This window comes from Nonomuraea ceibae, from assembly GCF_019396325.1.
GTDB lineage: Bacteria > Actinomycetota > Actinomycetes > Streptosporangiales > Streptosporangiaceae > Nonomuraea > Nonomuraea ceibae.
The window spans coordinates 20,351-43,170 of the sequence record NZ_JAHKRO010000084.1; the positions used below are offsets into that span (position 1 = coordinate 20,351).

18 protein-coding genes are annotated in these 22,820 nt (G+C 68.2%); 12 read left to right on the forward strand and 6 right to left on the reverse strand.

All coding sequences use genetic code 11. From position 1 onward, the window contains the following. Positions 1 to 274: 274 nt before the first annotated feature. The 7 genes from KME80_RS35820 to KME80_RS35850 all read left to right on the forward strand — a co-directional run bounded on the left by KME80_RS35820 (position 275) and on the right by KME80_RS35850 (position 6,993). On the forward strand, positions 275 to 1,618 hold the full coding sequence (locus KME80_RS35820) for a PP2C family protein-serine/threonine phosphatase (RefSeq protein WP_219511419.1): 1,344 nt from the start codon (positions 275 to 277) through the stop codon (positions 1,616 to 1,618). Beyond that, a complete protein-coding gene (locus KME80_RS35825; protein WP_219511422.1) occupies positions 1,615 to 2,001 on the forward strand; it encodes an STAS domain-containing protein in 387 nt (128 codons plus the stop codon). The genes KME80_RS35820 and KME80_RS35825 overlap by 4 nt, the downstream gene beginning before the upstream one ends. A gap of 613 nt (positions 2,002 to 2,614) precedes the next feature. Further along, positions 2,615 to 3,211, forward strand: coding sequence for an ECF RNA polymerase sigma factor SigK (sigK, locus tag KME80_RS35830; protein WP_219511424.1), 597 nt, complete (start codon positions 2,615 to 2,617; stop codon positions 3,209 to 3,211). Next, positions 3,208 to 3,969: an anti-sigma factor gene (locus KME80_RS35835; RefSeq protein ID WP_219511428.1), complete on the forward strand. Its 762-nt coding sequence runs from the start codon at positions 3,208 to 3,210 to the stop codon at positions 3,967 to 3,969. Before sigK ends, KME80_RS35835 begins: the two co-directional genes overlap by 4 nt. A gap of 60 nt (positions 3,970 to 4,029) precedes the next feature. Beyond that, on the forward strand, positions 4,030 to 5,592 hold the full coding sequence (locus tag KME80_RS35840; protein WP_308126067.1) for a molybdopterin-dependent oxidoreductase: 1,563 nt from the start codon (positions 4,030 to 4,032) through the stop codon (positions 5,590 to 5,592). A 41-nt stretch (positions 5,593 to 5,633) separates the two neighbouring features. After that, the gene (locus tag KME80_RS35845; RefSeq protein WP_219511429.1) at positions 5,634 to 6,266 is read left to right on the forward strand and encodes a fasciclin domain-containing protein; all 633 of its coding nucleotides are present in this window, start codon (positions 5,634 to 5,636) and stop codon (positions 6,264 to 6,266) included. Positions 6,267 to 6,339: 73 nt separating this feature from the next. Next, the gene (locus KME80_RS35850) at positions 6,340 to 6,993 is read left to right on the forward strand and encodes a fasciclin domain-containing protein (protein WP_246646322.1); all 654 of its coding nucleotides are present in this window, start codon (positions 6,340 to 6,342) and stop codon (positions 6,991 to 6,993) included. A gap of 122 nt (positions 6,994 to 7,115) precedes the next feature. Here the strand turns inward: KME80_RS35850 and KME80_RS35855 are convergent, their stop codons facing one another. Genes KME80_RS35855 through ngcE form a run of 4 tightly spaced genes read right to left on the reverse strand, consistent with a single transcriptional unit; the run spans position 7,116 to position 11,788 of the window. Continuing rightward, complete coding sequence (locus tag KME80_RS35855) at positions 7,116 to 8,645, reverse strand: phosphodiester glycosidase family protein (RefSeq protein ID WP_219511431.1); 1,530 nt, start codon at positions 8,643 to 8,645, stop codon at positions 7,116 to 7,118. A gap of 25 nt (positions 8,646 to 8,670) precedes the next feature. Then, a complete protein-coding gene (locus tag KME80_RS35860; RefSeq protein WP_219511433.1) occupies positions 8,671 to 9,504 on the reverse strand; it encodes a carbohydrate ABC transporter permease in 834 nt (277 codons plus the stop codon). After that, entirely contained in the window at positions 9,504 to 10,403 is a 900-nt protein-coding gene (locus KME80_RS35865) for a carbohydrate ABC transporter permease (RefSeq protein WP_219511435.1), read from the reverse strand. The genes KME80_RS35860 and KME80_RS35865 overlap by 1 nt, the downstream gene beginning before the upstream one ends. Before the next feature lie 2 nt (positions 10,404 to 10,405). Beyond that, the gene (gene ngcE / locus KME80_RS35870) at positions 10,406 to 11,788 is read right to left on the reverse strand and encodes an N-acetylglucosamine/diacetylchitobiose ABC transporter substrate-binding protein (protein ID WP_219511437.1); all 1,383 of its coding nucleotides are present in this window, start codon (positions 11,786 to 11,788) and stop codon (positions 10,406 to 10,408) included. A gap of 98 nt (positions 11,789 to 11,886) precedes the next feature. Here ngcE and KME80_RS35875 point away from each other — a divergent pair, with 98 nt between their 5' ends. The 4 genes from KME80_RS35875 to KME80_RS35890 all read left to right on the forward strand — a co-directional run bounded on the left by KME80_RS35875 (position 11,887) and on the right by KME80_RS35890 (position 17,179). Continuing rightward, the gene (locus tag KME80_RS35875; RefSeq protein ID WP_219511439.1) at positions 11,887 to 13,029 is read left to right on the forward strand and encodes an ROK family transcriptional regulator; all 1,143 of its coding nucleotides are present in this window, start codon (positions 11,887 to 11,889) and stop codon (positions 13,027 to 13,029) included. 19 nt (positions 13,030 to 13,048) lie between these two features. Further along, positions 13,049 to 15,070 (forward strand): alpha-galactosidase, encoded by a 2,022-nt coding sequence (locus tag KME80_RS35880; RefSeq protein ID WP_219511440.1) that lies wholly within the window; start codon positions 13,049 to 13,051, stop codon positions 15,068 to 15,070. Between the two features lie 1,250 nt (positions 15,071 to 16,320). Next, complete coding sequence (locus tag KME80_RS35885; RefSeq protein ID WP_219511442.1) at positions 16,321 to 16,815, forward strand: hypothetical protein; 495 nt, start codon at positions 16,321 to 16,323, stop codon at positions 16,813 to 16,815. A 40-nt stretch (positions 16,816 to 16,855) separates the two neighbouring features. Next, positions 16,856 to 17,179 carry a hypothetical protein gene (locus KME80_RS35890; RefSeq protein ID WP_219511443.1) on the forward strand — a complete coding sequence of 108 codons (324 nt, stop codon included), beginning with the start codon at positions 16,856 to 16,858 and terminating at the stop codon, positions 17,177 to 17,179. 557 nt (positions 17,180 to 17,736) lie between these two features. Here KME80_RS35890 and KME80_RS35895 read toward each other — a convergent pair. Next, a complete protein-coding gene (locus tag KME80_RS35895) occupies positions 17,737 to 18,240 on the reverse strand; it encodes a hypothetical protein (RefSeq protein WP_219511444.1) in 504 nt (167 codons plus the stop codon). A gap of 304 nt (positions 18,241 to 18,544) precedes the next feature. Further along, positions 18,545 to 20,749 (reverse strand): SulP family inorganic anion transporter, encoded by a 2,205-nt coding sequence (locus tag KME80_RS35900; RefSeq protein WP_219511445.1) that lies wholly within the window; start codon positions 20,747 to 20,749, stop codon positions 18,545 to 18,547. An 864-nt stretch (positions 20,750 to 21,613) separates the two neighbouring features. Between KME80_RS35900 and KME80_RS35905 the strand changes: the two genes are divergently transcribed. Next, on the forward strand, positions 21,614 to 22,015 hold the full coding sequence (locus tag KME80_RS35905; protein ID WP_219511447.1) for an STAS domain-containing protein: 402 nt from the start codon (positions 21,614 to 21,616) through the stop codon (positions 22,013 to 22,015). Positions 22,016 to 22,820 lie beyond the last annotated feature (805 nt).

Sequence of the window (22,820 nt, forward strand, 5' to 3'; positions counted from 1 at the left end):
TCGTGCAACGAGCCGAGACGAAGCCCTCTGCTGGACTTCGTGCCAAGTCTTGCCGGGGTGACGGCGTCCATACTTCCTCTTTGGTGATAATGGGTTGATACCGGCTGTGGCTGCTCAATTGGGGTAGGTCGGCCTGGCAGGGGACGTCACCTGTGCCACTGGCCGGGTGGTGTCGTTGCACAGCTCAAGGAGTTTGGTTGAGAGAGGCGAGCACCACGCAGCTCCAGCACAGCATGTCCCTACAACGTGTCCCCGGGTCCATGAGGCAGGTTGGATGAGCGGGCAGAACGTGGCACCGCTTGACGTCGCGGGTGAGCAGGCGCGCCTGGCGGCGGTGCGCCGCTACGACATCTTGGACACTCCTGCCGATGGGGCTTTCGACCGGGTGGCGGCGCTGGCGGCACGCCTGTTCGACACGCCGATCGCCACGGTGACGATCGTGGACGAAGACCGGATCTGGTTCAAGGCCCAGCAGGGGCTGCCCGAAGGTGTGACCGAGATCGGGCGGGATCCCGGCCTGTGCGCCTCAGCGATCTTGCAAGGTGAGCCGTACGTCGTCACCGACGCCCTTGCCGACCCGCGCACGCTGAACAATCCACTCGTGCACGGGGACCTGGGCGTGCAGTTTTATGCGGCTGCGCCGATCACCACCGTCGACGGGTATCGGCTGGGCACCGTCAACGTGCTCGACATCCGTCCCCGCGCCTTCAGCGACCAGGAGGCCGCCGTCTTAGCAGAGCTGGCCGGGATGGTGGCCGACTCGCTGGAACTGCGACTGTCAGCCATGGCCGCGGTCCGGCTCGAAGCCGAGCGGGCCGCCCAAGCCGAGCGGGAACGCCGGCAAACGAAGAAGCTGGCGGCCACCCTGCGGCGCGCCCTGCTGCCTCCCGTCCTGCCCAAGCTACCCGGCGTCCACGCCGCAGCGGCCTATCACACCGCTTCCGCCGACGACGTGGGCGGCGACTTCTATGACCTGTTCCCGCTCGACGATGGCCGGTGGGCGTTTTTCATCGGCGATGTGTGCGGCAAAGGCTCCGAAGCAGCCGCTATGACCGCCCTGGCGCGCTACAGCCTGCGCGTCTCTGTCCAACTGGACACCGATCCTGTGATCGTGCTGCAACAGCTCAACACCGCGATGTTGCACGAGTACACCGACGGCGATCCCTGCTACTGCACGGTGCTGTTCGGCCTGCTGACCCCCTCTCCGCTCGGCATCGCCGTAGGTGGCGTCCAGGTGGAGCTGGCAGCTGGCGGTCATCCTCCCGCGCTCCACCTGCAATCCACCGGACAGGTGCAGCCGGTGAGCCTGATCGGCGGCATGGTCACCGGCCTGATGGAGGATGCCGGCTTCACCACCACCAAGGTGCACTTGCAGCCGGGCGATGCGCTGTTGATGTATACCGACGGTCTCACCGAGGCCCGCGTCGCCGACGGTCATCTCTTTGGTGAAGACCGCCTGATCACTCTGGTTGGCAGCTTCACCGGCGCCTCCGCCCCGGAATTGGTCGCCGCCCTCGAAAGCGTGTTGGACGGGTTCGGGCCCGGCCTCGCCGACGACACCGCCATACTCGCCTTGAGCATCCCACCGACCGCCAGCCCTACGAAGGCCATCTCGTGAGCGACACCCACACCGACACTGACGCCGTCCGCTTCGTCCCTGCCACTGACAGCGGTCGCACTGACCTGTGTGTGCTCGCCGTCGTGGGAAACCTGGAGTATGCCAGCGCCGAACAGGTGCGAGCCGACCTCCAGCAGTTGGTCCAGTCCGACCACCGCCACCTGATCTTGGACCTGACCCGCCTGGACTTTCTCGACTCCACCGGGATTAGCATCCTGCTCGCGGCGCGCAGCCGCATCGTGAAGGGCGACGGCGTGTTCGCCCTCTGTGGCGTGAACGAAAGAGCCGCTCGTATCTTCAAGATCACCGCTCTCGATCAGATAATCCCCCTCCATCCCACCCTGGACCAAGCCCTACAGAGCCTGCCAGCGCCATCTCCCTAGGGGTCCATGTGCGGAGGAATCTGTCCAGAGCGGGTGGCGACCGAGCGCGGACTAACTCACATCGCTCCTCGATGTGATTCAGGCCCAAGCCGGTTTGAGCTCGCGGTCATCGCGCTCGGTCCTCCAGCGGACCCTGATCAGGCGGACCACAGGTCGAGGAACGCGGGGACAACCATGAGCGGTGCGGGCCGTCCGAGCAGGTCAGCAGGTACAGAGCTGGCAGCGTCGAGCAGCTTCGGCCGAACAGGGCGCAGGCCGTGCCGACCATGTGTTCTATGGCCAGGTCGTCACTTGTCGCAGGCAAGTCGAGGGGGAACTGCGGGCAGCTCTGGTCGCCGGCACTGACCGAGTAACCATGACGCGCCCCTTTCACCTCCCGCTGTTCACGCCGGCGGCGGCCTGTGTCTTGGCAGGAGGGCTGCACTGTCGGTGATCCGATCCCGCAGGGGCTCACAACGGGCCCTTCCAACTGCTCCGAGTCGCCAGTGCGCCCCTCCGGCCGATCGATCGGCCTCGACCTGCTGAATGCCCGTGTGCGAAGACCCATCCGGTACGCGGTCGGCTCCGAAACTCCGATGGCCGGTGCTGTGCCGGCATGGGCAGGAGGGTCTGCATGGGAGCGCGTGACCGGTCGCCGGTGGACGAGGATCGCCCGGGAGGTGGTCCACCGGGGTTGGAGGAGTTGCTGCAGGCGGTTGGCAGGGGTGACCGTACGGCGTTCGAGCGGTTGTACGAGGCGCTGGCGCCGAGGGTGTTCGGGCTGGTGCTACGGGTGCTGCGGGATCGGGCGCACAGTGAAGAGGTGGCCCAGGAGGTGTTGGTGGAGGTGTGGCGCGGCGCCGCCCGCTACGAGCCGGGCAAGGGATCGGTGATGGCGTGGGTGATGACCATCGCACACCGGCGGGCGATCGACCGGGTACGTTCGGCGCAGTCGGGACTGGACCGGGAGGAGCGTGCGGCCCGGCTGGAGCCGCATCGGCCCTTCGACGAGGTGCCGGAACTGGTGGTGGGCAGGCTGGAACGCGAACGGCTGCGCCGTTGCCTGGACGGGTTGACCGGCCTGCAGCGTGAGTCGGTCACCTTCGCCTACTACGGCGGCTACTCCTACCGGGAGGTGTCCGAGCTGGTGCAAGCACCGCTGGGAACGGTGAAGACTCGGATGCGCGACGGGCTGATCCGGCTGCGCGACTGCCTGGGAGTGGACCGATGAGGGCGCGTACCGAAGGGGTCGACCCGCACACCCTGGCGGGCGCCTATGCGCTGGACGCCGTCGACGACGTGGCGGAGCGGCGGCGGTTCGAGCGGCATCTGGCCGCGTGCGGCGAGTGTGAGCAGGAGATCGCGACGCTGACCGAGACGGTCGCGCTCCTCGGCGCGGCGGTCGCCACCGACCCTCCGACCGGCCTGCGGGCGCGGGTGCTGGCCGAGATCGAGCAGGTACGGCAGCTTCCCCCGTCAGTGGTTGCGGTGGCGCATGCTCGCCGGGCATGGCGGGTCGCGTGGCGGCCATGGCTGGCGGCTGTGGGCGCGGCGGCGGCGCTGGCCGTTACGGCAGTACTCGGGGCGGCCACGATCGAGGCCCGGCACGAGCTGGACCAGGCCAGACACGCCGAGCAGCGCATCACTGCGGTGCTGACGGCCGGTGATGCGCGGACGGTCACTGCCCCGGCCGCCGGCCGGGACGGGCGCGGCACGGTGGTGGTGTCACGTTCGCAGGGCGCGATGGTGTTCTGGGCGGCCGGCTTGGGTGAGCCACCCCAGGGGCGGGTCTACCAGTTGTGGCGGATCGCGCCGGGGCGGATCACCTCGGCCGGCCTGCTGGCCTCCAGCGGCTCCGGCGGCACCGTGCCGGTGCTGGCCGCCACCGGGGCCGAGGTGGGCCGGGTCGGGGTCACCGTGGAGCCGGCCGGTGGTTCGCGGCAGCCGACCACCACGCCGTTGCTGGTGGTGGAGGTGCCCGCAGCCTGATCCCGGACACTGGGGGAAGCCGGCACCCATCCGTTTCGCAGGTGGCTCCGAAGCACTGATGTGACTGGTGAGAACCGAACCCGCGTCGTGGCGGCCTCCTTCGGCGTGGCGGCCGCGGCCCTGGCCCTCGGCATGGCGGAGCTGACCGCCGCGCTGATCGAGCGGCCTGCGGCCGGTCCGCTGCCCGCCGCGGGAGCGGTGTTCGTCGACCTGAGCCCGGCGTGGCTGCAGGACTTCGCCATCCGCACCTTCGGCGCCCAGGACAAGCTCGTCCTGTTCCTGGGATTGACGGTGGTAGTCGTGGCTGGGGCCTCAGCCATCGGGGCAGCCGCGCCCCGGCGACCGCGCCTGGCCATCGGAGCCCTTGTCGGGCTCGCAGCGCTCGCCGGGGCCGCCGCACTGTCACGGCCGGGCTCCCTCCGGGTGGACGTCCTGCCTGCCGCGGTGGGGGCGATGGGCGGGACGCTCGCCCTGCTGTACGCCCGCAGAACACCCCCCGGAAACCGGGCCACGCTGGGCGACCTCGTCCGCCACGACAGCCCCGCCCTCGCCGGCGGGGCCGATCGGCGGGCCCTGCTTACACGGGGAGCCGCGATGCTCGGTGTGGCCGTCCTAGCCGGCGGCGCGGGCCGGGCGATCACCTCCGCCCGCCAAGGCGCCGCCGACGGCCGCGCTCTGGTGCTGCCCGGCCCGGCCGACCCGGCCAGGCCACTGCCCGCCGGGGCGGATCTGAACGTGCCGGGGCTCGGCCCGTTCACCACTCCCGGCGACGCCTTCTACCGGGTCGACACCGCGCTGGTCATCCCGCGCGTACCGCACCACGAGTGGACTCTGCGAGTACACGGCATGGTCGATCGCCCGGCCGAACTCACTTTCGCCGACCTGCTCACAAGACCGCTCACCGAGCGTGACATCACGCTGACCTGCGTATCCAACGAGGTCGGTGGCCCCTACGCCGGGCACGCCCGCTGGCTCGGTATCGATCTGGCGACCCTGCTGCGCGAGGCCGGCGTCCAGGCCGGCGCGGATCAGATCCTGTCGCGCTCGGCGGACGGCTGGACCGCCTCCACCGCACTGGAGACCGTGCTGGACGGGCGCGACGCGCTGCTGGCCGTCGCGATGAACGGCCGGCCGCTGCCTCCCGTGCACGGCTTTCCGGCACGGATGATCGTGCCCGGCCTGTACGGGTACGTCTCGGCCACCAAATGGGTCACCGAGCTCAAGCTGACCCGGTTCACCGACGAGCGCGCGTACTGGACCCGGCGCGGCTGGGCCGAACAGGCGCCGATCAAGACCGCCTCCCGCATCGAGGTGCCCAAGCCGTTCGCCGAGGTGCCCGCCGGGCCCGTCACCATCGCCGGCACGGCGTGGGCCCAACACCGCGGCATCGCCGCCGTCGAGCTCCGCGTCGACGGCGGCGCCTGGTGGCAGGCCGGCCTGGCCGCCTCCGCAGGCCCCGACACCTGGCGGCAGTGGCGGACGACCTGGCAGGCCACGCCCGGCCAGCACCGGCTCGAAGTCCGCGCCACCGACGCCACCGGTCACACCCAGCCGGCCGAACGCGTGCCGCCGCACCCCGACGGCGCCACCGGCTGGCACTCGGTCCTGGTGACCGTCCCCTGATCTCCCCTCAACGTCCATCCGCACCACCTCACAGGAGAAACATGAACATCCGTCACGCCGTCACCGGGCTGCCCGTCCTCGCCCTGGCCCTCACCATCACCGCGATCAGCTCCGGCGCCCACGCCACAGCAGAGCCCACCACGGAGCCCGCCGGGGCGACCGCCGTGAGCGCGCCGAGCGCGAAGCAGGCGACGGCCGCCCGGCGCCCGTTCGGCCCGGCCTGCTCGGCCGTGCCCAAGACGGGCAAAGGCAGCTTCACCGAGATGGCCGCCGACCCGGTGGCCACCGCAGCCTCCAACAACCCCGCGCTGTCCACGCTGGTCACCGCGGTGAAGAAGGCGGGCCTGGTCGACACGCTCAACGGCGCCGCCGGCATCACCGTCTTCGCACCCACCAACCAGGCCTTCGCCAAGATTCCCAAGAAGACGCTGAACAAGGTCCTGGCCAACAAGAAGAAGCTCACCAGCATCCTCACCTACCACGTGGTCCAGGGCCGCAAGACACCCGCCGACCTGCGACGCGGCAGCTTCACCACGCTGCAGGGCGGCAAAATCACCACCAGCGGCACCGGATCCACGTACCAGGTCAACGGCGCGCGGGTCGTGTGCGGCAATGTGCCCACCCGCAACGCCACCGTCTACATCATCGACACCGTTCTCATGCCCAAGAAGTAGCCATCCGGCGGGCCCGCCGGATGGCGGGCCCGCTCGTTCCCCCACATCACGCCGACAAGGACCCAGAACCGAAATGATCACGAACAAGCGCGCCACTGCCACCCTGCCCCTGATCGCCCTGGCCGTGTCCATGACGATGTCGCTGAGCGCCTGCGGCCAGACCGACGCGGGCGCGGCTCCCTCCGCCTCCCCGACCAGCAGCGCACCGTCCGCCTCTCCATCTGTCTCACCGTCCGCATCTCCGTCGGCCGCCGCGGCTCCGTTCGGCCCGGCCTGCTCGGCCGTCCCCGCCTCCGGCGAGGGCAGCTTCACCGGCATGGCCGACGACCCGGTGGCCACCGCCGCCTCCAACAACCCGGTGCTGTCCACCCTCGTCACCGCAGTACAGAAGGCAGGGCTGGCCGACACGCTGAACGCCGCCGACGGCGTCACCGTCTTCGCCCCGACCGACGACGCCTTCGCCAAGATCCCTAAGAAGACGCTGGACAAGGTGCTGGCCGACAAGGAAGCACTGACCGGCATCCTCACCTACCACGTCGTCCAAGGCCGCCAGACGCCCGCCGACCTGGCGAACGGGACGTTCACCACGCTGCAGGGCGGCAAGGTCACCACCAGCGGTTCAGGCGAGGACTACCGGGTCGGCGACGCCAAGGTCGTCTGCGGCGACGTCCCCACCCGCAACGCCACCGTCTACATCATCGACACCGTTCTCATGCCCGCCAAATGACGATCAGGCGGGCTGTCGGTGCGGCCGGCGGCCTATCGGGTGCTGGCCACGCCCCCCGGAACGTGTCGGACAGGCTCTGAGATCAGCCCGCTGTCCGCCGCAGAGCCACGTCAGTGTTCGGGTCACTTTCCCTGACGGATGAGGAAGACGCTGCCCAGGGTGCGCTGGCCGGTGGCGTCGGATGGGCGGTTGATGATGCCGGATCGGGCGGTGGCCATGACGCTTGAGCCGCCGCCGTCGAGGTTCAGGGCCTGCACCGCGCCGAGGCGCTTCATCAGGTCGGCCGTCTGAGTGATGCTGAGGCCCTCGCTGTAGCCGTCCTGGCGGCCGTCGACGACGGCGAGGAGCAAGCGGCCGCGGCGGTCGATGCCGATCATCGAGCGCGGGTTAGCGCGCACGGTCCAGTTGTAGGTGAACGTCTGGTCGGCGTCGTCGCGCACGATGCCGTCGGCGGCGGCGTTGACCGAGATCCGCCCGTCGCGGACGAGTGTGGGGCCGACCTGGACGATCGTGGTGTCGTCGGTGAGCGGGACGTGGCGGCCGCGGCCGTCCTCGACCCGCTCGGTGACAGTCAGCCTGCGGCCCGGCCTGGCGTTCGCCAGGAGCCAGGCGGCGCTGTCGCCGATCGCCTGGATGGTCGACCCGCCGGGCGGCACGGCGGCGCCGCGCGTGGAGTTGACCGCGAGGACCATGCCGCGGGCGTCCAGCACGGCTTCGGCCCCCTCGCCCGACGGCGGGGTGTTCCACTCCGGGGTGAAGCGGATGAGCTCGCTGTCATCGGTGCATTTGAAGTCGTGCCGGGCCTTCTCGGTGGGCTGGTCGCCGCCCACGCCGCCACAGTTCCAGATCTCTCCCGGGAGCCGGTTGACGCCATCGAGCTCGACGGTTTCGCGACCGGCGCGGAGCGTCAAGTGGGCGGTGTAGGAGTCGACCTCCACCCGGCGGCCACCGTGTGTGAGCTTGATGCCGCCGCGTCCCTGGGTGGCGGTGCCGATGAGCTTGCCGTTCTTGACGTACAGGCCGGTGGGTGAGCTGTTGAGGAACCACTGGGCGTTGATGCCCGCCACCGCGCCGGTCGAGGAGAGCAGGTCGGTGAGGGTCTCCATCTCGTTCAGGGTGGGTCCGAAGTCGGTGTCGACCGTGCCGCGGAATTCGCGGAAGTCGACGCGGAGCACGTGGACCTTCTGCGGCGCCTGCGCGTCGGTGCCGTCCTGCGCTGTGTAGCGCGTGCCTCCGGTGAAACCGGCCGCCTTGACCTTCGCCAGGCCCGCGGCGGCCTCGGCGGCGGTGTCGTACCGGCCGATGCGGACGATCCAACCGAGCGCGCCGCCTGGATGGTCGGCGAAGGCGGGCAGCACGACCTGCTCGAGGCGCGGTTCGAAGCCCTTCGCGATCAGCGCCGCATTGACCCGGTCTGCGATCTCCCTGGAGCCCAGCCCCGTCCCGGCCCGGTCCAGCGGGCCGTCGATCGTGGCCGGCAGGTACACGTGGACGGTCCAGAAGTCGCCGGAGTCCTTCGCACCCAGCATGAGCTGCGTGAGTGTCACGCCAGGTGCCAGCCTGACGGGTTCGGGTGACGACGCTTGCGCGGCGGTGCCCGGGACCAGAAGCGTCGCGGCCGCCAGGAGAGGGAGGAAGGTCTTGTTCTTCATTCGTGTCACTCCTATGGGGGGTGGGCTACTTCAGTGCGCCCTGGGTGAGTCCTGCCTGGATCTGCCGCTGGAAGATCACGTACACGACCAGCATCGGAAGGATCGTGATGCTCAGAGCGGCGAACAGCGCGCCCCAGTCGGCCTGGTTGCCGGCGGCGGTGGAGATGCTGGCGATGCCCTGGGTGAGCACCCACTTGTCCTCGGCGTCGCCGGGCAGGAGCACCAGCGGGAGCAGATACTGGTTCCACTGGCCCAGGATGTTGAAGATGGTCACGCTCACCACGGCCGGCCTGGCCATGGGGAGCATCACCTGAAAGAAGGTCCGGGCGTGCGAGCAGCCGTCCATGAACGCCGCCTCTGCCACGCTGGTCGGCAGCGTCTTGAAGAAGGCGGCCAGAAAGAAGATCGTGAACGGCAGCGAGTAGGCGATGTGCACCAGGATCAGCCCGGTGTGTGTGCCCAGCAGGCCGAGGTTCTTCACCACGAAGAACAGCGGCACCAGCGCCAGGAACACCGGGAAGGTGAGACCGGAGACGAACATGTAGTAGATGAACCGGTTGCCGCGGAATTCGTAGCGCGCCAGCACGTAGGCGGCCATCGAGCCGAGCAGCATGGTGCCCGCCACGCCGAAGAAGACCACGACCACACTGTTGAGCATGAATTGGCCGACGTTGGCGGTGTCCCAGGCCCTGACCCAGTTGTCCCAGCGCAGCGAGGAAGGCAGCGTGAACGGGTCGCCGAACAGCTCGCTGATGTCCTTGACCGAGCCCAGGAAGGTGAGCAGTAGCGGGATGATCACCACAACCGCCCACAGCGCAAGCATGAAGTGGGCTATGGCGTTGAAAACTCGTGCGCCCATCAGTACTCCAGCGGCTCTCGCCTGGTGACGCGCATCGTCAAGACGGTGATCGACATGATGATGAAGAACAGCACCACTCCCATTGCCGACGCGTAGCCGAAGGTGGAGTTGCCGAAGGCGTGCTGCCAGACTTGCAGGCCGAGGACCGAGGTGACGCCGTCGGGCCCGCCGTTGTTCACCGAAAGCACCTGGACCAGGGCAAAGCCGTCCAGGACCGCGATGCCGAGATAGACCCAGGCCACCTGCACCGTGTTGCGCAGCAGCGGCACGGTGATGCTGAAGAAGACGCGGAATCGGCCAGCGCCGTCGAGTTCGGCGGCCTCGTAGATCTCGGTCGGGATCGCCGCCATGCCGGCGGAGAACAGCACCATGTAGAAACCGACGCCCGACCAGATCATCACGCCGATGATCGACCAGAGGGCGAGGGAGGGATCGGTGAGGAAGCCCACCGGTTCGAGGCCGAGCCCCGTGATCAGCCTGTTGAGGATGCCAGACTCGTCGGGGCGGTAGACCAGCTGGAACAGCACGCCGACCGCGGCGAGCGACAACACCTGGGGGAAGAAGAAGACCACTCGGTAGAACCCCGAGCCCCGCAGCCCTTTCGTGCGCCGTCCTGCCACGTTGAGGAGGAAAGCGAACAGCAGGGCCATGCCGAGGGTGATGAGTGGTACGGCAAGCAGCATCTGGCCGTGGTTGCGCAGGGCCTTCCAGAACATGTCGTCCTGGAAAATCCGGGCGAAGTTGTCGAGTCCCACGAAGTCGGCACCGGCCGACACGCCACGCCAGTTGGTCAGCGCGATCTGGAACGCCTGCAGGTAGGGGCCGATCACGAGGACCGCGTAGAGGGCGACGGGTGCCGCGAGGAACCCGGCGATGAACAGGAATCCGCCACGTCGCATGATCAGCGCTTGTACTTCTTGATCGCGGGATCCGCCTTGACCTCGTCGGCCTTCTTCTGCATCCGCTCGGTGAACTGCGCCGCTGTGGCGCGGCCGAACATGAGCGCGTTGGTGGCGTCCCTGATCTCGGTCAGCAGCGGCTGGTACCAGCCGTTCCACCTCCAGGTGATCAGCGCGTTGGCCTCTCCGGCTGCGGCCAGGGCGTGCTGGCTGGCGAGGGTGCCGGGTGACAGGTCGAGCCCGTCCGCCGCGCCCGGCACGGTGGTGAGCCAGCCGCTGGCCTCGGTGTAGGCGCGGGCGCCTGCCTTGGAGACCATCAGGCGCATGAACTCCTGCGCGGCGGCCGGGTTCTTGCCCTTGGCGGTCGCGAACATGCTGCTGCCCAGCAGAGCGTAGACGGCGACGGCGGGGAGCTTGTCGGAAGAGGTGAGGCTGGGGGTGGGCGTCATCGTGTACTGGAAGTCGTTGGGCGTGGTCTTCTGCTGCTCGCTCTCCAACCAGTCACCCGAGGGATAGAAGACGACTTTGCCCTGGTTCTGCCGTAGCTGCACCTCGGTGTGGATGAGCCCTTCGAAGCTTTTGTCGGAGAAGCGCGCGCCGATCTCCGCCCATGCCTCGGCGGCCTGCCTGACGCCCTCGGCCTGCCAGGCGCCGTCTTCGAGGTTGTCGATGGCGCGTGCCAGTTCGAGGCCGCCTGCTTTCACGGCTGAGGTGAGGATGGCCTCGGCCTGATAGTCGGCGGCGTTCTTCCCGGCGAAGCCGTACGGCGTGACGCCCGACTTCTTGAGCTCCTCGCACAGCTTGATGAAGGCGTCCCACGTTTTGGGCGCCTCCAGGTTGAGGTTGGCGTTGTACCAGAGGCCGAACGAGCGTGCCACGAAGGAGATCGTGTACGGCACGCCGTCCACGAGCGTGCTGTCGTACGAGCCGGGAAGCAGCGTGTCCTTGATCTTCTTGCTCGGGTCGTCGATCGAGGGCGCGTCGTAGAAGGCGGTCAGATCGAGAACCTGGCCGTCCTGAAGGAGGGCGCCGAAGTTGAGCGCATCGGCGCCGGCGTTGTCGATGAAGTCGGGCGGGTTGCCGCCGACGAATCGCGGCTGCAGGGTCTGCGCCATGCGCTCGGTCGTGGTCCGCTGGATCTTGACCTTGGGGAACTTCTTCTGGAGCAGCGGCTCGACGGACTCGGCGAGGTAGTTCGGGCTGCCGCCCTTGAAGTAGGCGAGTTCGGCGCTTCCGGTGTCCGCCACGCCGAAGGGGTTGTCCGGCGTGACCTTGCCGGCGGGGGCCTTGCTTGCCGGCGCACTACTGTCGCCCCCGGTCATCGCGCAGCCGGTGAGCAGGCTCGCACCGAGCATGCCCAGGGCGTGGCGTCGGGTGATGTGCATATCTCCTCCGAGGAGAGGAACGGGTGCACGCAGCCTAGAAGCAGGCTTGCCATAATTCAATCCTTCGGTTGTCTAATTATTTGCGTTATCGTTCAGCCATGACGTTGGACAGCTCACTGTCACCGACCGGAGTCGCGGTGTTCTATGCCGTGCTGTCCCAGGGACCGGTCAGCCGTCGTCACATCGCCCGGCAGCTGGGCGTGTCCATGACGATGGTCACCAAGGCGGCACGCCCGCTGATCGACGCGGGCTATCTGGAGGAGCTCCCCGACAAGGAGCGCACGGGACCCGGCGCGGGCCGTCCGGCCAGCCCGCTGGCCGTCCGCGCGCACCGAGAGCGGATCGCCGGCATCATGATCAAGCCTCGAGAGCTGATCGGGGTGACCACCGACCTCACCGCGCAGATCCAGACCGAGGAGCGCATCGAGCTCGCCTCGTGCACCGTGCCCGAGGTGATCGCGGGCATCAGCACCCTGCTGGACAAGCTGGACGGCGGCATCACCAGGCTGGGCCTGTCGGTATCCGGCGACGTGGACCGCCGGTCGGGAGTCGTACGGCATGCGCCCATGTTCGGCTGGCATGACGTGCCGCTGGCCGACCTGGTGAGCATGACCACGCACCTGCCGAGAGCCAGCGTGGAGAACGACGTCAAGGCGCTGACCGCCTCGGAGCACTGGTTCGGCGTGGGGATCGGCGCCACCTCACTCGTCCTGGTCACCGTCGGCAGCGGGATCGGGTGCGGTCTCATTCTCGACGGCGTCCTGCTGAGCGGTGCCTACGGGGTGGCGGGTGAGCTTGGGCACACGACGGTCGAGCTCGGCGGCAGGCCCTGCTATTGCGGCGGCTCCGGCTGTCTGGAGACCGTCGCCGCGGCCGACGCGGTCCTCGCCGCCGCGCGCGAGGGGACCGGTCGGGCGGACCTGTCCCTGGAGCAGGCGCTGGCCCTCGCCAGGTCCGGCGATGCCGTCGTCCAGGCCGTGTTCGAGAAGGCGGGCAGCGCCATGGGCGTCGGCATCTCGACCGTCGCCAACCTCCTCGGGCCAGAACAGATCGTGGTCACCGGAGAAGGGCTGAGCGCGGCCCGTGACCTGATGGAGCCGGCGATCCGCGCAGGCTTCGCCAGGCAGACCATGGGGTCGGCCGCACGCGCCAGACTCACCGTCCGCGAGATCACCTTCCACGACTGGGCACGCGGCGCCGCCGTCGTCGCCATCCAGGACCTCATCTCAGCCAGCCGCTAGCTACATAAAGGGACTCTTCTTGCCACACCACTTGACCGGGGGCGGGACCACGCTCCTGCTGGACTTCGACGGCCATGCGCTGCCCCGCGTCCTCCACTGGGGCGTGGAACTGCCTGAGGCCGATGCCGTCCCCCGCGCCGAGAACGCCTTCCCCTTGCTTCCGCTGGAGGCGGACGGCTGGCTTGGCCGACCGGGTCTCGCGGGCGATCGTGCCGGGCAGTTCCCTCATCTGCGGCTTCGCCGTACCGAACAGACGACCATAGGCGCGGCGGACGCCGAGGCGGGCGTCGCGGTGGCGTGCGAGCTGATCATGGACGAGCACGGCGTGCTGCGCATGCGGCACCAGGTACGCAACGACGGCGACTCTCCGTACACCGTGGCGGCGCTCCGCGCCGTCCTGCCCGTCCCCGACGAGGCCACAGAACTACTGGACCTCACGGGCCGCTGGGGCAACGAGCGCGCGCCGCAACGCCACAGCTTCGGCTACGGCACGCATGGCCGCGAGGGCAGGCAGGGGCGGCCGGGCCACGACGCGGCGACCTTGCTGGTGGCGGGCACGCCCGGGTTCGGCTTCCGTCATGGCCAGGTGTGGGCGGTGCATGTGGGGTGGAGCGGCGGATGCGAGTACTACGCCGAGCGCCACCCCGACTTTCCCGGCGTCCTCGCCGGCGGCGAGCTTCTCGCCTCAGGAGAGGTAAGGCTCGCGCCGGGCGAGACCTACACCTCCCCCTGGGTCTACTTCATCCACTCCGCGGAAGGGCTGGACGGCATCAGCGCCCGACTGCACGGCCACCTGCGCGCCCGTCCCGGGCATCCCACCTCCTCCCGTCTGGTCCACCTGAACACGTGGGAGGCCGTCTATTTCGACCACGACCTGCACCGGCTGAAGAAGCTCGCCGACACGGCGGCGGGCATCGGGGTCGAGCGGTTCGTCCTGGACGACGGCTGGTTCACCGGCCGCCGCAACGACAAGGCGGGCCTGGGCGATTGGCAGGTCGACGCCGAGGCATGGCCGGACGGCCTGCACCCGCTGGTGGACCACGTGAGATCCCTCGGGATGGAGTTCGGTCTGTGGGTCGAGCCCGAAATGGTCAACCTCGACTCCGAGCTGGCGCGTGCCCACCCTGACTGGGTCCTGGCCGCCCCCGGGCGCCTGCAACGCCCGGTGCGCAACCAGCACGTTCTCGACCTGATCCATCCCGGCGCGTACGCCTACGTCCGCGACAGCCTGGATGCGCTGCTGAAGGAGTACGACATCGCCTATCTGAAGTGGGACCACAACCGCCCCCTGGTCGAGGCGGTCCATGAGGGGACGGCGGCCGTGCGCAGGCAGACGCTCGCCACGTACGCGCTCATCGACGAGCTGCGCGCGCGGCACCCCGGCGTCGAGATCGAATCATGCGCCTCCGGCGGCGGACGGGTCGACCTGGGCATCCTCGAACGCACCGACCGCGTCTGGGCCTCCGACACCAACGACCCCGTGGACCGTCAGCACATCCAGCGGTGGACCGGGCTGCTGCTGCCGCCCGAGCTCGTCGGCACCCACGTCGGCCCGGCCACCACGCACGTGACCGGCCGTACCACCCGGCTGTCCTTCCGTTGCGCCACGGCGCTGTTCGGGCACGCGGGCATCGAGTGGGACATCACCGCGTGCGAGGAGGACGAGCTCGCCGAGCTGGCCGCCTGGACGGCCGCCTACCGCCGGTTGCGTGGACTGCTCCACAGCGGGACCACGGTCCGCGTGGACCACCCCGACCCCTCGGTACTCGTGCACGGCGTCGTCTCCGCCAACCGCGACCGCGCGGTGTTCTGCTACGCCCAGGTGGGAACGTCGGTCGCGGCCACTCCCCTGCGGCTGCGCCTGCCCGGCCTTGATCCCGGCACCCGGTACCACGTCTCGGTCTGCCCGGAACTGCATACCCACTCGGCCTTCCAGGCACCGGACGGCACGTTTTCGGGTCAGGTTATGAGCGCGGTCGGCCTTCCCCTTCCACGGCTGCTCATCGCGGACGCGGTCGTGCTGGAGATCGAGGCTACCTAGGTTTCACGAGCCCGCAGCGACTTGCTGGAGGCTCCGCTGCGGTGGCCTTGATCCTGACGGACCCAAGCCTCCCTGGAGCCCGCTCCCACCAGGGTCCGCGCGACCAGGTCCGAAACATCTCGGGGTCACCGTAGTACTCGCGGCCAATCCGAGCGTACCAGCCCGATAGGCTCTGAGCAGGATCTTCGGGCTCTGTCAAGGGGTGGCCCGGTTGGCGACGCGGGTGTTCACGGACCAGGAGTTAGAAGCCCTGCGGAGTTCCTGAGATCGGCCGAGAGGAGCTGTTCCGGTTCTCCGCGTTGACCCCAGCAGGCTCGGCGTTTGTTGCTACCGGTCGGAGCCGAGGGCCGGTAGACGGGCTGGAGCTATCCAGTGCGCTGTTACGTTGCCTGGTTGGGGTTTCGTTCGGGACGGTGTGGTATCGGCGCCGGGTCAGCGGTGGCGCGGCTGGCCGAGCAACTTGGCGTCGAACCGGATGTCATCGGATCCTAAGGCGGCGGATGATGATCCGTACGGATCACCTGCAGCTGTGGCGAAGTACTGGGGTGGCGGACGGCGACGGCGCTGAAGCTGAAGGAACCGGATGAGTTCCTGTGGCGCTGATAATGAAGCACGATTCGCCGACGCTGTGGTTCCCGCCGACGCGTGAGTATCTGATTCGGGCGAAGGTGATCTGGCCGGGGCGGTGACCGTCGCGGAGCAGATTGCGCATGCTCGCGAGGTCGCACAGGCCGAGATGTTCGATCAGCTGGCGTACGAATTGAAGATCCCCGCCCTGTGCTGGACGGGCTGCCGGTGACCGACTTGGCGATCGAGATAAGTCGGCTGCGGTGGCTGAGCAAGGGCCGGTGGAAGCATCGCCGGTCGCAGTGAAGGCCGAGGTCGCGAAGTGGAGTTTCTGCGCCAGATGGACGCCCATGTGCTGGATATGTCCGTATTGCCAGCGAAGCGGCGCCGGTTCTGGCCAAGAGAGCCCCGTCTGAGGGCGCAGGCGCTGCAGCGGCGCGAGCCAGAATGCCGGTATTCGTTCCTGTGACGTTGGTGGTCCAGTCGGCGGCTCAGGTGCTGGATGAGGTTGTGCAGTTGTTCGATCAGGCGGTCTTGGCGCGGGAAGGCACGCCGGGGCGTGGGAACGCAGACCCGGCACATTGCCGCGAAGTATCACCGAAGCAGTAAGGCGCTGAATTCCGACCTCTCCCGTCCCTTGGCGGGCTCTCTGTGGGGGCATGTGGTCGACGTGTGGTGAACCTGTGGCTACTGCTGCGATGATGCGGGCAAGAATCAACGGCGGCATGGCAGATAATCAATTCACCGGAAATTCTCGCACTCTGGCGCAGTCATTGGCCAGTGCGATGCGCAGCAGCAATCCTCCGCTCGATCTTGAGTCATCGAGCGGAACGGCATCCATTCCGGAGGGAAAAATGACCCGCCATCATGTCATGCGGACCTTCACCGCGACTGCCTTGGCCGCAGCCACCTTAGGAGTGCTCGGCAGTCCGGCACAGGCGGTTGTCGAAGAGTGCCGCGGCTGGCTGTACGGCGACAACTCAGCGGCGGCCACCTGCAACTACGGGTTCGGGAGATATCGCGTCGCAGCGAAATGCGACTCCCCCAGATATCCCTATTCGATCACGATATACGGCCCGTGGAAGTGGCGGGAGTCAAGGACCAAGGATCCCGCCAGGTCGACCGTGAACGGCGACAACTACAACTGCCACATCGTCAGGGCATGGACCTCCGTGTGAACGCCCGGGCCAGGCACTCCAAACGATGGAGGGAGAAAGGATGACCCGCTTCGGCATGCTGCGAGTCCTCACCGCGACCGCCGTGGCCACCGCCACACTCGGTGTGCTCAGCAGCCCCGCACAGGCCCTCGTCGACCAATGCGTCGCCTGGAAACTGGGCGGCAACGAGGCAGCAGCCTACTGCAAGGCCGGATTCGGGAGGTATCGCGTGGCGGCGAAGTGCGATTCACCCACCTATCCCTACTCCATAACGGTGTACGGCCCGTGGAAGTGGCGGGAGACGACCACCAAGGAAGCGCCGAGGTCGTACGTGGACGGCGACAGATACGGCTGCCACATCGTCCGGGTGTGGACATCTGTGTAGCTGCAGCGGCTCTGCTGACAAATGCTCCAACCCAAGACCCGTGGAAAGAGGGATCGATGTCCCGGCTCACTTCTCTGCGCGTACTGACCGCGACCGCCCTGGCCGCGACCACTTTGGGCGTGCTCAGCCCAGCTGCCCACGCAGCCGTCGATTCTTGTCATCCCGAGGTGCGGTCGGGCAGCAACCTGGCTCGTACCATCTGCTTCAGGGGATTCGGAAAATATCGCGTCGCAGCGAGGTGCGACTCGGCCACCTATCCCTACTCGATCACCATCTACGGGCCGTGGAGGTCACGGAACTCAGGCACAGAATATCCGGAGGCATCAGTCGTGTACGGCGACAGGTACGCCTGCCACATCTCCAAGGCATGGACGTCCACCCTGAGCTAGCAGAATCGCTGGTGAGCTCACCTGTCGGCTGTCGTGTCCTGCGCGATCTGTTCGCGCTGCGGCTGGGCGCGAGCCGCACTTCACAGGTGGAGCCCGAGACGAGAAGACCACCGGCTGTGGTTCAGCCATAAAGCTCCCGGCGGAGGGGGCACCGGTGACGAATGACTCCTATGGGCGGCCGGGACGCGGCTGAGGCACGGAGTCCTCGTCCAGGTCGAGCTGCTCTCTGAGCAGGACGTGCAGAAGGTGACGACGCAGGTCCGCAGCCTCCTCGACAATCCCGCGGGTGTCGCCATCTCCGTCCGCTATGGCGCCGACGAACTGGAAGAGGTGGGTTGCCAGCGCGACCGGCAGCGATACGTTGCGGTCAGGCGCGGATGCTCGTTGCGCGTCATCCGTTTCGACGCGCCAGCCGTAAGGCTCCCCCTCGGGCATGTCACAGGCGTTCTCCAGCTGGGTGGCGTCGGCCGCGCCGATACGGCGGGCTGTCTCGACGAAGGCGGCGAGGTCGCCGAGTGTGGCCGACGGTTGGCCGTCCGCGTTGCGGTAGACGAATTCCAGTCGTAAGTGACTACGCTGCCGGATGCTACAGCGTCGAGTGCCGGGAGGTTGAAGTGCCGCTTCCTGCTCCCCCGCCCGGGGCGGGTCCCGGGCGGGGGGCTGCGCGCCCACCGGCCGTCGAAGATGGCGGTGGGGCGCTCAGGGCGTTCGCCGATGGATGACTCGAGCCAGACAAAGCGATCCCCGAACGGCTCCGCGTGGCGTTGTCGAAAACCCCCAGGCGCCATTCCACATTGTGGCAGTCAGCTTGCGGATCGCCGGGGAGGGCGCCCACCTGGCGTGGCGGCGGCGCGGGTCGGGGTCGGGGTCGTACCCGTGAGGATGGGATTGGCCCGATCCGCCCAGGCGGCCGGACAGCCCCTTGGCGTCGATGCGTTGGCGTGCCATGCTCTGGCCGAGCACGCGTGTGCAGGGTCTACCGGGGGTTCGGTTCTGGGGGCAGGAGCGTGGGGACACCCGTTGAGGGGGATGGGTGCAGTACGTGCACCCGTGCTGAGGCGATGTCGAAGTAGAGGCCCACGAGTTTCAACTGTCCCGCGCTGAACAGGTCGTCGACCTGGCGGTAGGTCCTCAGGTTCTCCAGCTGTTGCTGGACGTTCAGTCGGCACAGCGCATCCAGTGCCGCGTCGCGGTCGTGGTGGTCGGCGCGGAGGCGAGTCAGGCTGGGGTCGCCGTGTCGGAGCCAGCGATTCAGCCGGGGCAGCTCCGCTGTGGTCGCGGATCGGTCGAGAAGGGCGGTCATGGCGCCGCATCCGGAGTGGCCGCAGATCGTGATGGTGTGCACCGACAGCACGCTGGTGGCGAACTCGATGGCGGCGGCCACTGAATCATCGCTCGGGTCGCAGGCGGCGCGCGGCACGAGGTTGCCGACGTTGCGCACGGTGAACAGGTCTCCGGGGCCGCTGGAGGTGATCAGGCTGGGTACGATCCTGGAGTCGGCGCAGGTGATGAACAGGTGCGAGGGGCGCTGTTCGGTGGCCAGTTCGGTGAAGATGGGCCGTAGCAGAGGGGCCGTGCGCTTGTGGAACTCGTCAGCGCCTTGGATGAGTTGGCATTCGACGGGTGTGGTGGTCGAGTCGGTGCGGCGGTGTGTCCAGGGCAGCCACCAGCGTCCCGGTGCCTTGGGTGGGCTCTTGGCGGGGAACATGCGTCCGCCACCGGCCGCCATCGTGTACCACTCGTCGTGCAGTTCGTCGATGGTGACCGTGCCGCCGAGGCGTTCGTGGTCCAGCCGCCAGGAGTGGATCGCCTCGAAGGCGGCGTTGTCCATGAAGTCGATGTTCAGGTCCAGGTCCACGACGGCGCCCTCCGGGATCGTCCGCAGTTCCTGAGTCAGGCGCGGAACCCCGAGGAAGGTGAGCGAGCCGGAGACGGTCGTGTGCACGCGCCCGTCCGGCTCGGCCCGCTTGTCCACTGTTACCCGTGTCAGTCGTCGCAGCGCCAGTAGCGCGGCCAGCGCGAGCCCGGCCAGGACGCCCTCGGCCAGCCCTACGAGGATCACACCCGTCATGGTCGCCAGGTAGACAGGCACCTCGTTGTGGCCGTGCACCTTCCTGACGTGGCCGAGGCTGATCGTTTTGATGCCGATGAAGACGAGCAGGGCCGCCAAGGCCTCCATGGGGATGAACTTGATCGTCCAGCCCAGGCAGAGGGCGAAGAGCAGGACCCAGAGACCGTGCAGGATGGCGGACCATCGGCTGCGCGCTCCGGCCTGCACGTTGGTGGTGCTGCGTACGATCACGCCGGCCACGGGCAGCCCGCCCAGGGTCCCGCTCACCATGTTGGCCACGCCCTGACCGCACAGCTCACGGTCGAGGTCGGCGCGGGGACCGGTGTGCTTGGCGTCGGTGGCCACGCAGCACAGGAGCGACTCGGCCCCAGCCAGCAGGGCGATGAGCAGTGCTGCGCCGGCGACGTGGTGCCAGTCGCCCACCGGCACTTCCGGCGGTGCCCACGCGGTGATCGCTCCGGACAGGTCGATGCGTGTAACGTTCCAGCCGAACACCCAGGCGGTGCCGGCGGCCACGAGCAGCGCCACCAGGGGCGCCGGGATGGCCTGGACATGCTGGGGCAGCCTCGCCCAGACCAGCAGGACGGTGATGGTCAGCACGCCGACCATCACCTTGTGGCCGTGCATGTCGAGGATCTGGCCGGGTAGTTCGATCAGGTTGGCCAGCGTCGAATGCTGGGGGCTGCCACCCAGGACCACGCGTAGCTGGGCCAGGGCGATGATGATGCCGACGCCGGCCAGCATTCCGTGGACGACCGCAGGTGAGACCGCCAGTGCGGCCCGGGCCGCTTTGAAGGCGCCGAGCAGCAACTGCACTGCGCCGGCCAGGATCGTGATCAGGCAGGTGGCTCGCCAGCCGTAGGCGTGTACCAGGCCCGCGATCACCAGGACCAGGCTCGCTGTGGGGCCGCTGACCTGGACGGGCGAGCCGCCCAGCCAGCCTGCGACGATGCCGCCGACCGCAGCTGCGATCAGCCCGGCCCCGAGCGGCACTCCGGCGGCCATCGCGATGCCCAGCGACAGGGGCACTGCGACGAGAAAGACTACGAGTGATGCCGGGAAATCATGTCGGAGAGTGTGTATAAGCCTACCCTCTGTAACTGTACTCATGGGCACACCCTAATGTCCTACCGCCGATGCGCCAGAGCTCTCGGAGCCCGCCCAGCATGCCCCTACCCGAAACACCAGTCCAGGAGCCGATGACCGGGTGAACGGATCCTCCCCCCACAGATCACCAGCCCACAGCTCACTTCCTGCGTTGGCACGCTCGGCAGCCCGGGGCCCGGCGCGAACGGAGGAGAGGCATGGCGGTCAAGGTGTGCTTGTGGGCGGACTCGCCACAGTACGCCGAGAAGTGCACACCCTTCCTCTGACCATTCCCAGCGGTGATTTGCTGATTCGAACCGCAGATCAGCGCTGGCGCCGTCAACGACGGTGACCGACGCACGCTGCAGCTCGGTTAGCCCATCCAGGCAGCGGCGCCATCGCTCGACCTCCAGTCTGCCCTCCGCCAGTCCCGGAACCTCTGAAGGACTTGAGGCGGCTCCAGCCGAGCTGGGCGATTCTCCCGCGTCATGCAGGCTGCGCCGGACACTCCCGGTCGACTGCCGATCATCCGGTGAGGGCCAGCACCCACGCCATCACCGACCCCTGCCCGGCTCCGTGGCAGGTGCAGCGTTACACGTTCACCAGCACCTCCTGAAACACTCCGCCAGCCAAGGCGGTCCTCGGCCACCGGCGAGCGGTCACGCGCTCCCCCGCCGAGACGCCTGAGGGCTGCACAGCCCGGGCCATCGGAGCCGGGCGCGTGCCGCTACGACGGGCGACTTTGCTCGAGGCAAGAATGTGCGCGGCCGACATCGACATCGCGTAGTGGCTCCATATGACTGAGTCCTGCGGCGCTACCTCCGGCTCCCGCGGAGATTCGTGGCACCGCCTGAGCACACATCTCGCGGAGGTGGGTACAGGGGTGGCATGACGGGCAGTTCCCCGGAGTTCGTGGGCGACCAAGAGCGGCTGATGCCTCAGATAGCTGTGCAGCAGGTGCGGCTCGGCTCCCGGCTTGGGCTGGTGGTGACCTTGACTGGAGCGCTCGACGCCGGTGCGGCCAGAAAACTGGATGACATGTTGGCCACCCTGGTAGTCGTCGACAGGCCGCCGCACCTCATCGTGGACGCCGGCCGTCTGGGGACCTGCGATGAGGCGGTGCTGATCGCATTGGTCAGGGCACATCGGGCGATCCGGGCCAGTGGCGGACGGCTGGCTCTGGCCGGGGTTCACGGCATGCTGGCCCGGCGTCTGCGCAGGACTGGCCTGGACACCATCTTCGAGTTGTTTCCCAACGTGCCCGTCGCGGAAAGCGCCCTGGCCGGGTGATGCAGCCGCCAGTGCGCAGAGTGGAGGCCGTCGGGGGTCGTCTGCGTCGCAGTGTCAGGGCCACCCGGCCGCATGGGGGTTATGACCTGTGCAGACCCTTTGGCCAACCATAATGCGATCGAACTGCTCTACCGTGTCCTTGGACATGCACTGCCCCACGGCGGCGTCGACCGCTTCTTGTGAGGGGAAGCAGGTGTCGTAGATGACCTTGGCCTTGTCTTCTCCTCGAGGTGATGGCCTCGGCCATGCCCGGCCTGCACCGCAGGCATACTTCACTGCGTTCTTCGCTTGAATCAGCGCCGTGGGCCCGACGCGCCTCGCTTACCACCTACCTCGGCCAGTCGTTTTGGTGCGGCGGGCGTTCGCGTGCTCTCTGAGCCGCTCACCACGCGCACCGTTGTCGGCACCTTGCTCGTCCTGGCGGAGCGGCGCTGAAAGCCCGCCAGCCTTCAGGGGGCAGCCGGAATACGGCAGAAACGGGCCGCCTACTCGGCAACAACTACCTTCCGCTGCTGGATCAGCACTACAGCTCGCACCGCTCGGCCCTGTTCACCCTGGTGGCCTCGATCGAGCTGGAGTCGACCGCCGTAGTGGCTTGTGCCCTCGTCGCTGCTTGTTCTTGTTGCATCGAACGCTTCTTGTCGTCGCCTGGCGTACCCGAAGTGGATGCCTCATCCTGTCGCTTGGGCCACCGCGAACGGGCGTTGGCGATGTGTAGGAGACGTCACTCTAAGAAGAGAAAGGCCCTGTCAACCCTTCGCGGAAGGCGATGGCCGCCGCCTCGGTGCGGGTTGCCGCGCCCAGT

What these genes read in the sequence shown, in the direction of transcription:
- KME80_RS35860 (WP_219511433.1), bottom strand. Translation starts at nt 9,504, where the DNA reads ATGGGCGCACGAGTTTTCAACGCCATAGCCCACTTCATGCTTGCGCTG.
- KME80_RS35855 (WP_219511431.1), bottom strand. Translation starts at nt 8,645, where the DNA reads ATGAAGAACAAGACCTTCCTCCCTCTCCTGGCGGCCGCGACGCTTCTG.
- sigK (WP_219511424.1), top strand. Translation starts at nt 2,615, where the DNA reads ATGGGAGCGCGTGACCGGTCGCCGGTGGACGAGGATCGCCCGGGAGGT.
- KME80_RS35865 (WP_219511435.1), bottom strand. Translation starts at nt 10,403, where the DNA reads ATGCGACGTGGCGGATTCCTGTTCATCGCCGGGTTCCTCGCGGCACCC.
- KME80_RS35850 (WP_246646322.1), top strand. Translation starts at nt 6,340, where the DNA reads ATGATCACGAACAAGCGCGCCACTGCCACCCTGCCCCTGATCGCCCTG.
- KME80_RS35890 (WP_219511443.1), top strand. Translation starts at nt 16,856, where the DNA reads ATGACCCGCTTCGGCATGCTGCGAGTCCTCACCGCGACCGCCGTGGCC.
- KME80_RS35820 (WP_219511419.1), top strand. Translation starts at nt 275, where the DNA reads ATGAGCGGGCAGAACGTGGCACCGCTTGACGTCGCGGGTGAGCAGGCG.
- ngcE (WP_219511437.1), bottom strand. Translation starts at nt 11,788, where the DNA reads ATGCACATCACCCGACGCCACGCCCTGGGCATGCTCGGTGCGAGCCTG.
- KME80_RS35875 (WP_219511439.1), top strand. Translation starts at nt 11,887, where the DNA reads ATGACGTTGGACAGCTCACTGTCACCGACCGGAGTCGCGGTGTTCTAT.
- KME80_RS35900 (WP_219511445.1), bottom strand. Translation starts at nt 20,749, where the DNA reads ATGAGTACAGTTACAGAGGGTAGGCTTATACACACTCTCCGACATGAT.
- KME80_RS35905 (WP_219511447.1), top strand. Translation starts at nt 21,614, where the DNA reads ATGACGGGCAGTTCCCCGGAGTTCGTGGGCGACCAAGAGCGGCTGATG.
- KME80_RS35845 (WP_219511429.1), top strand. Translation starts at nt 5,634, where the DNA reads ATGAACATCCGTCACGCCGTCACCGGGCTGCCCGTCCTCGCCCTGGCC.
- KME80_RS35835 (WP_219511428.1), top strand. Translation starts at nt 3,208, where the DNA reads ATGAGGGCGCGTACCGAAGGGGTCGACCCGCACACCCTGGCGGGCGCC.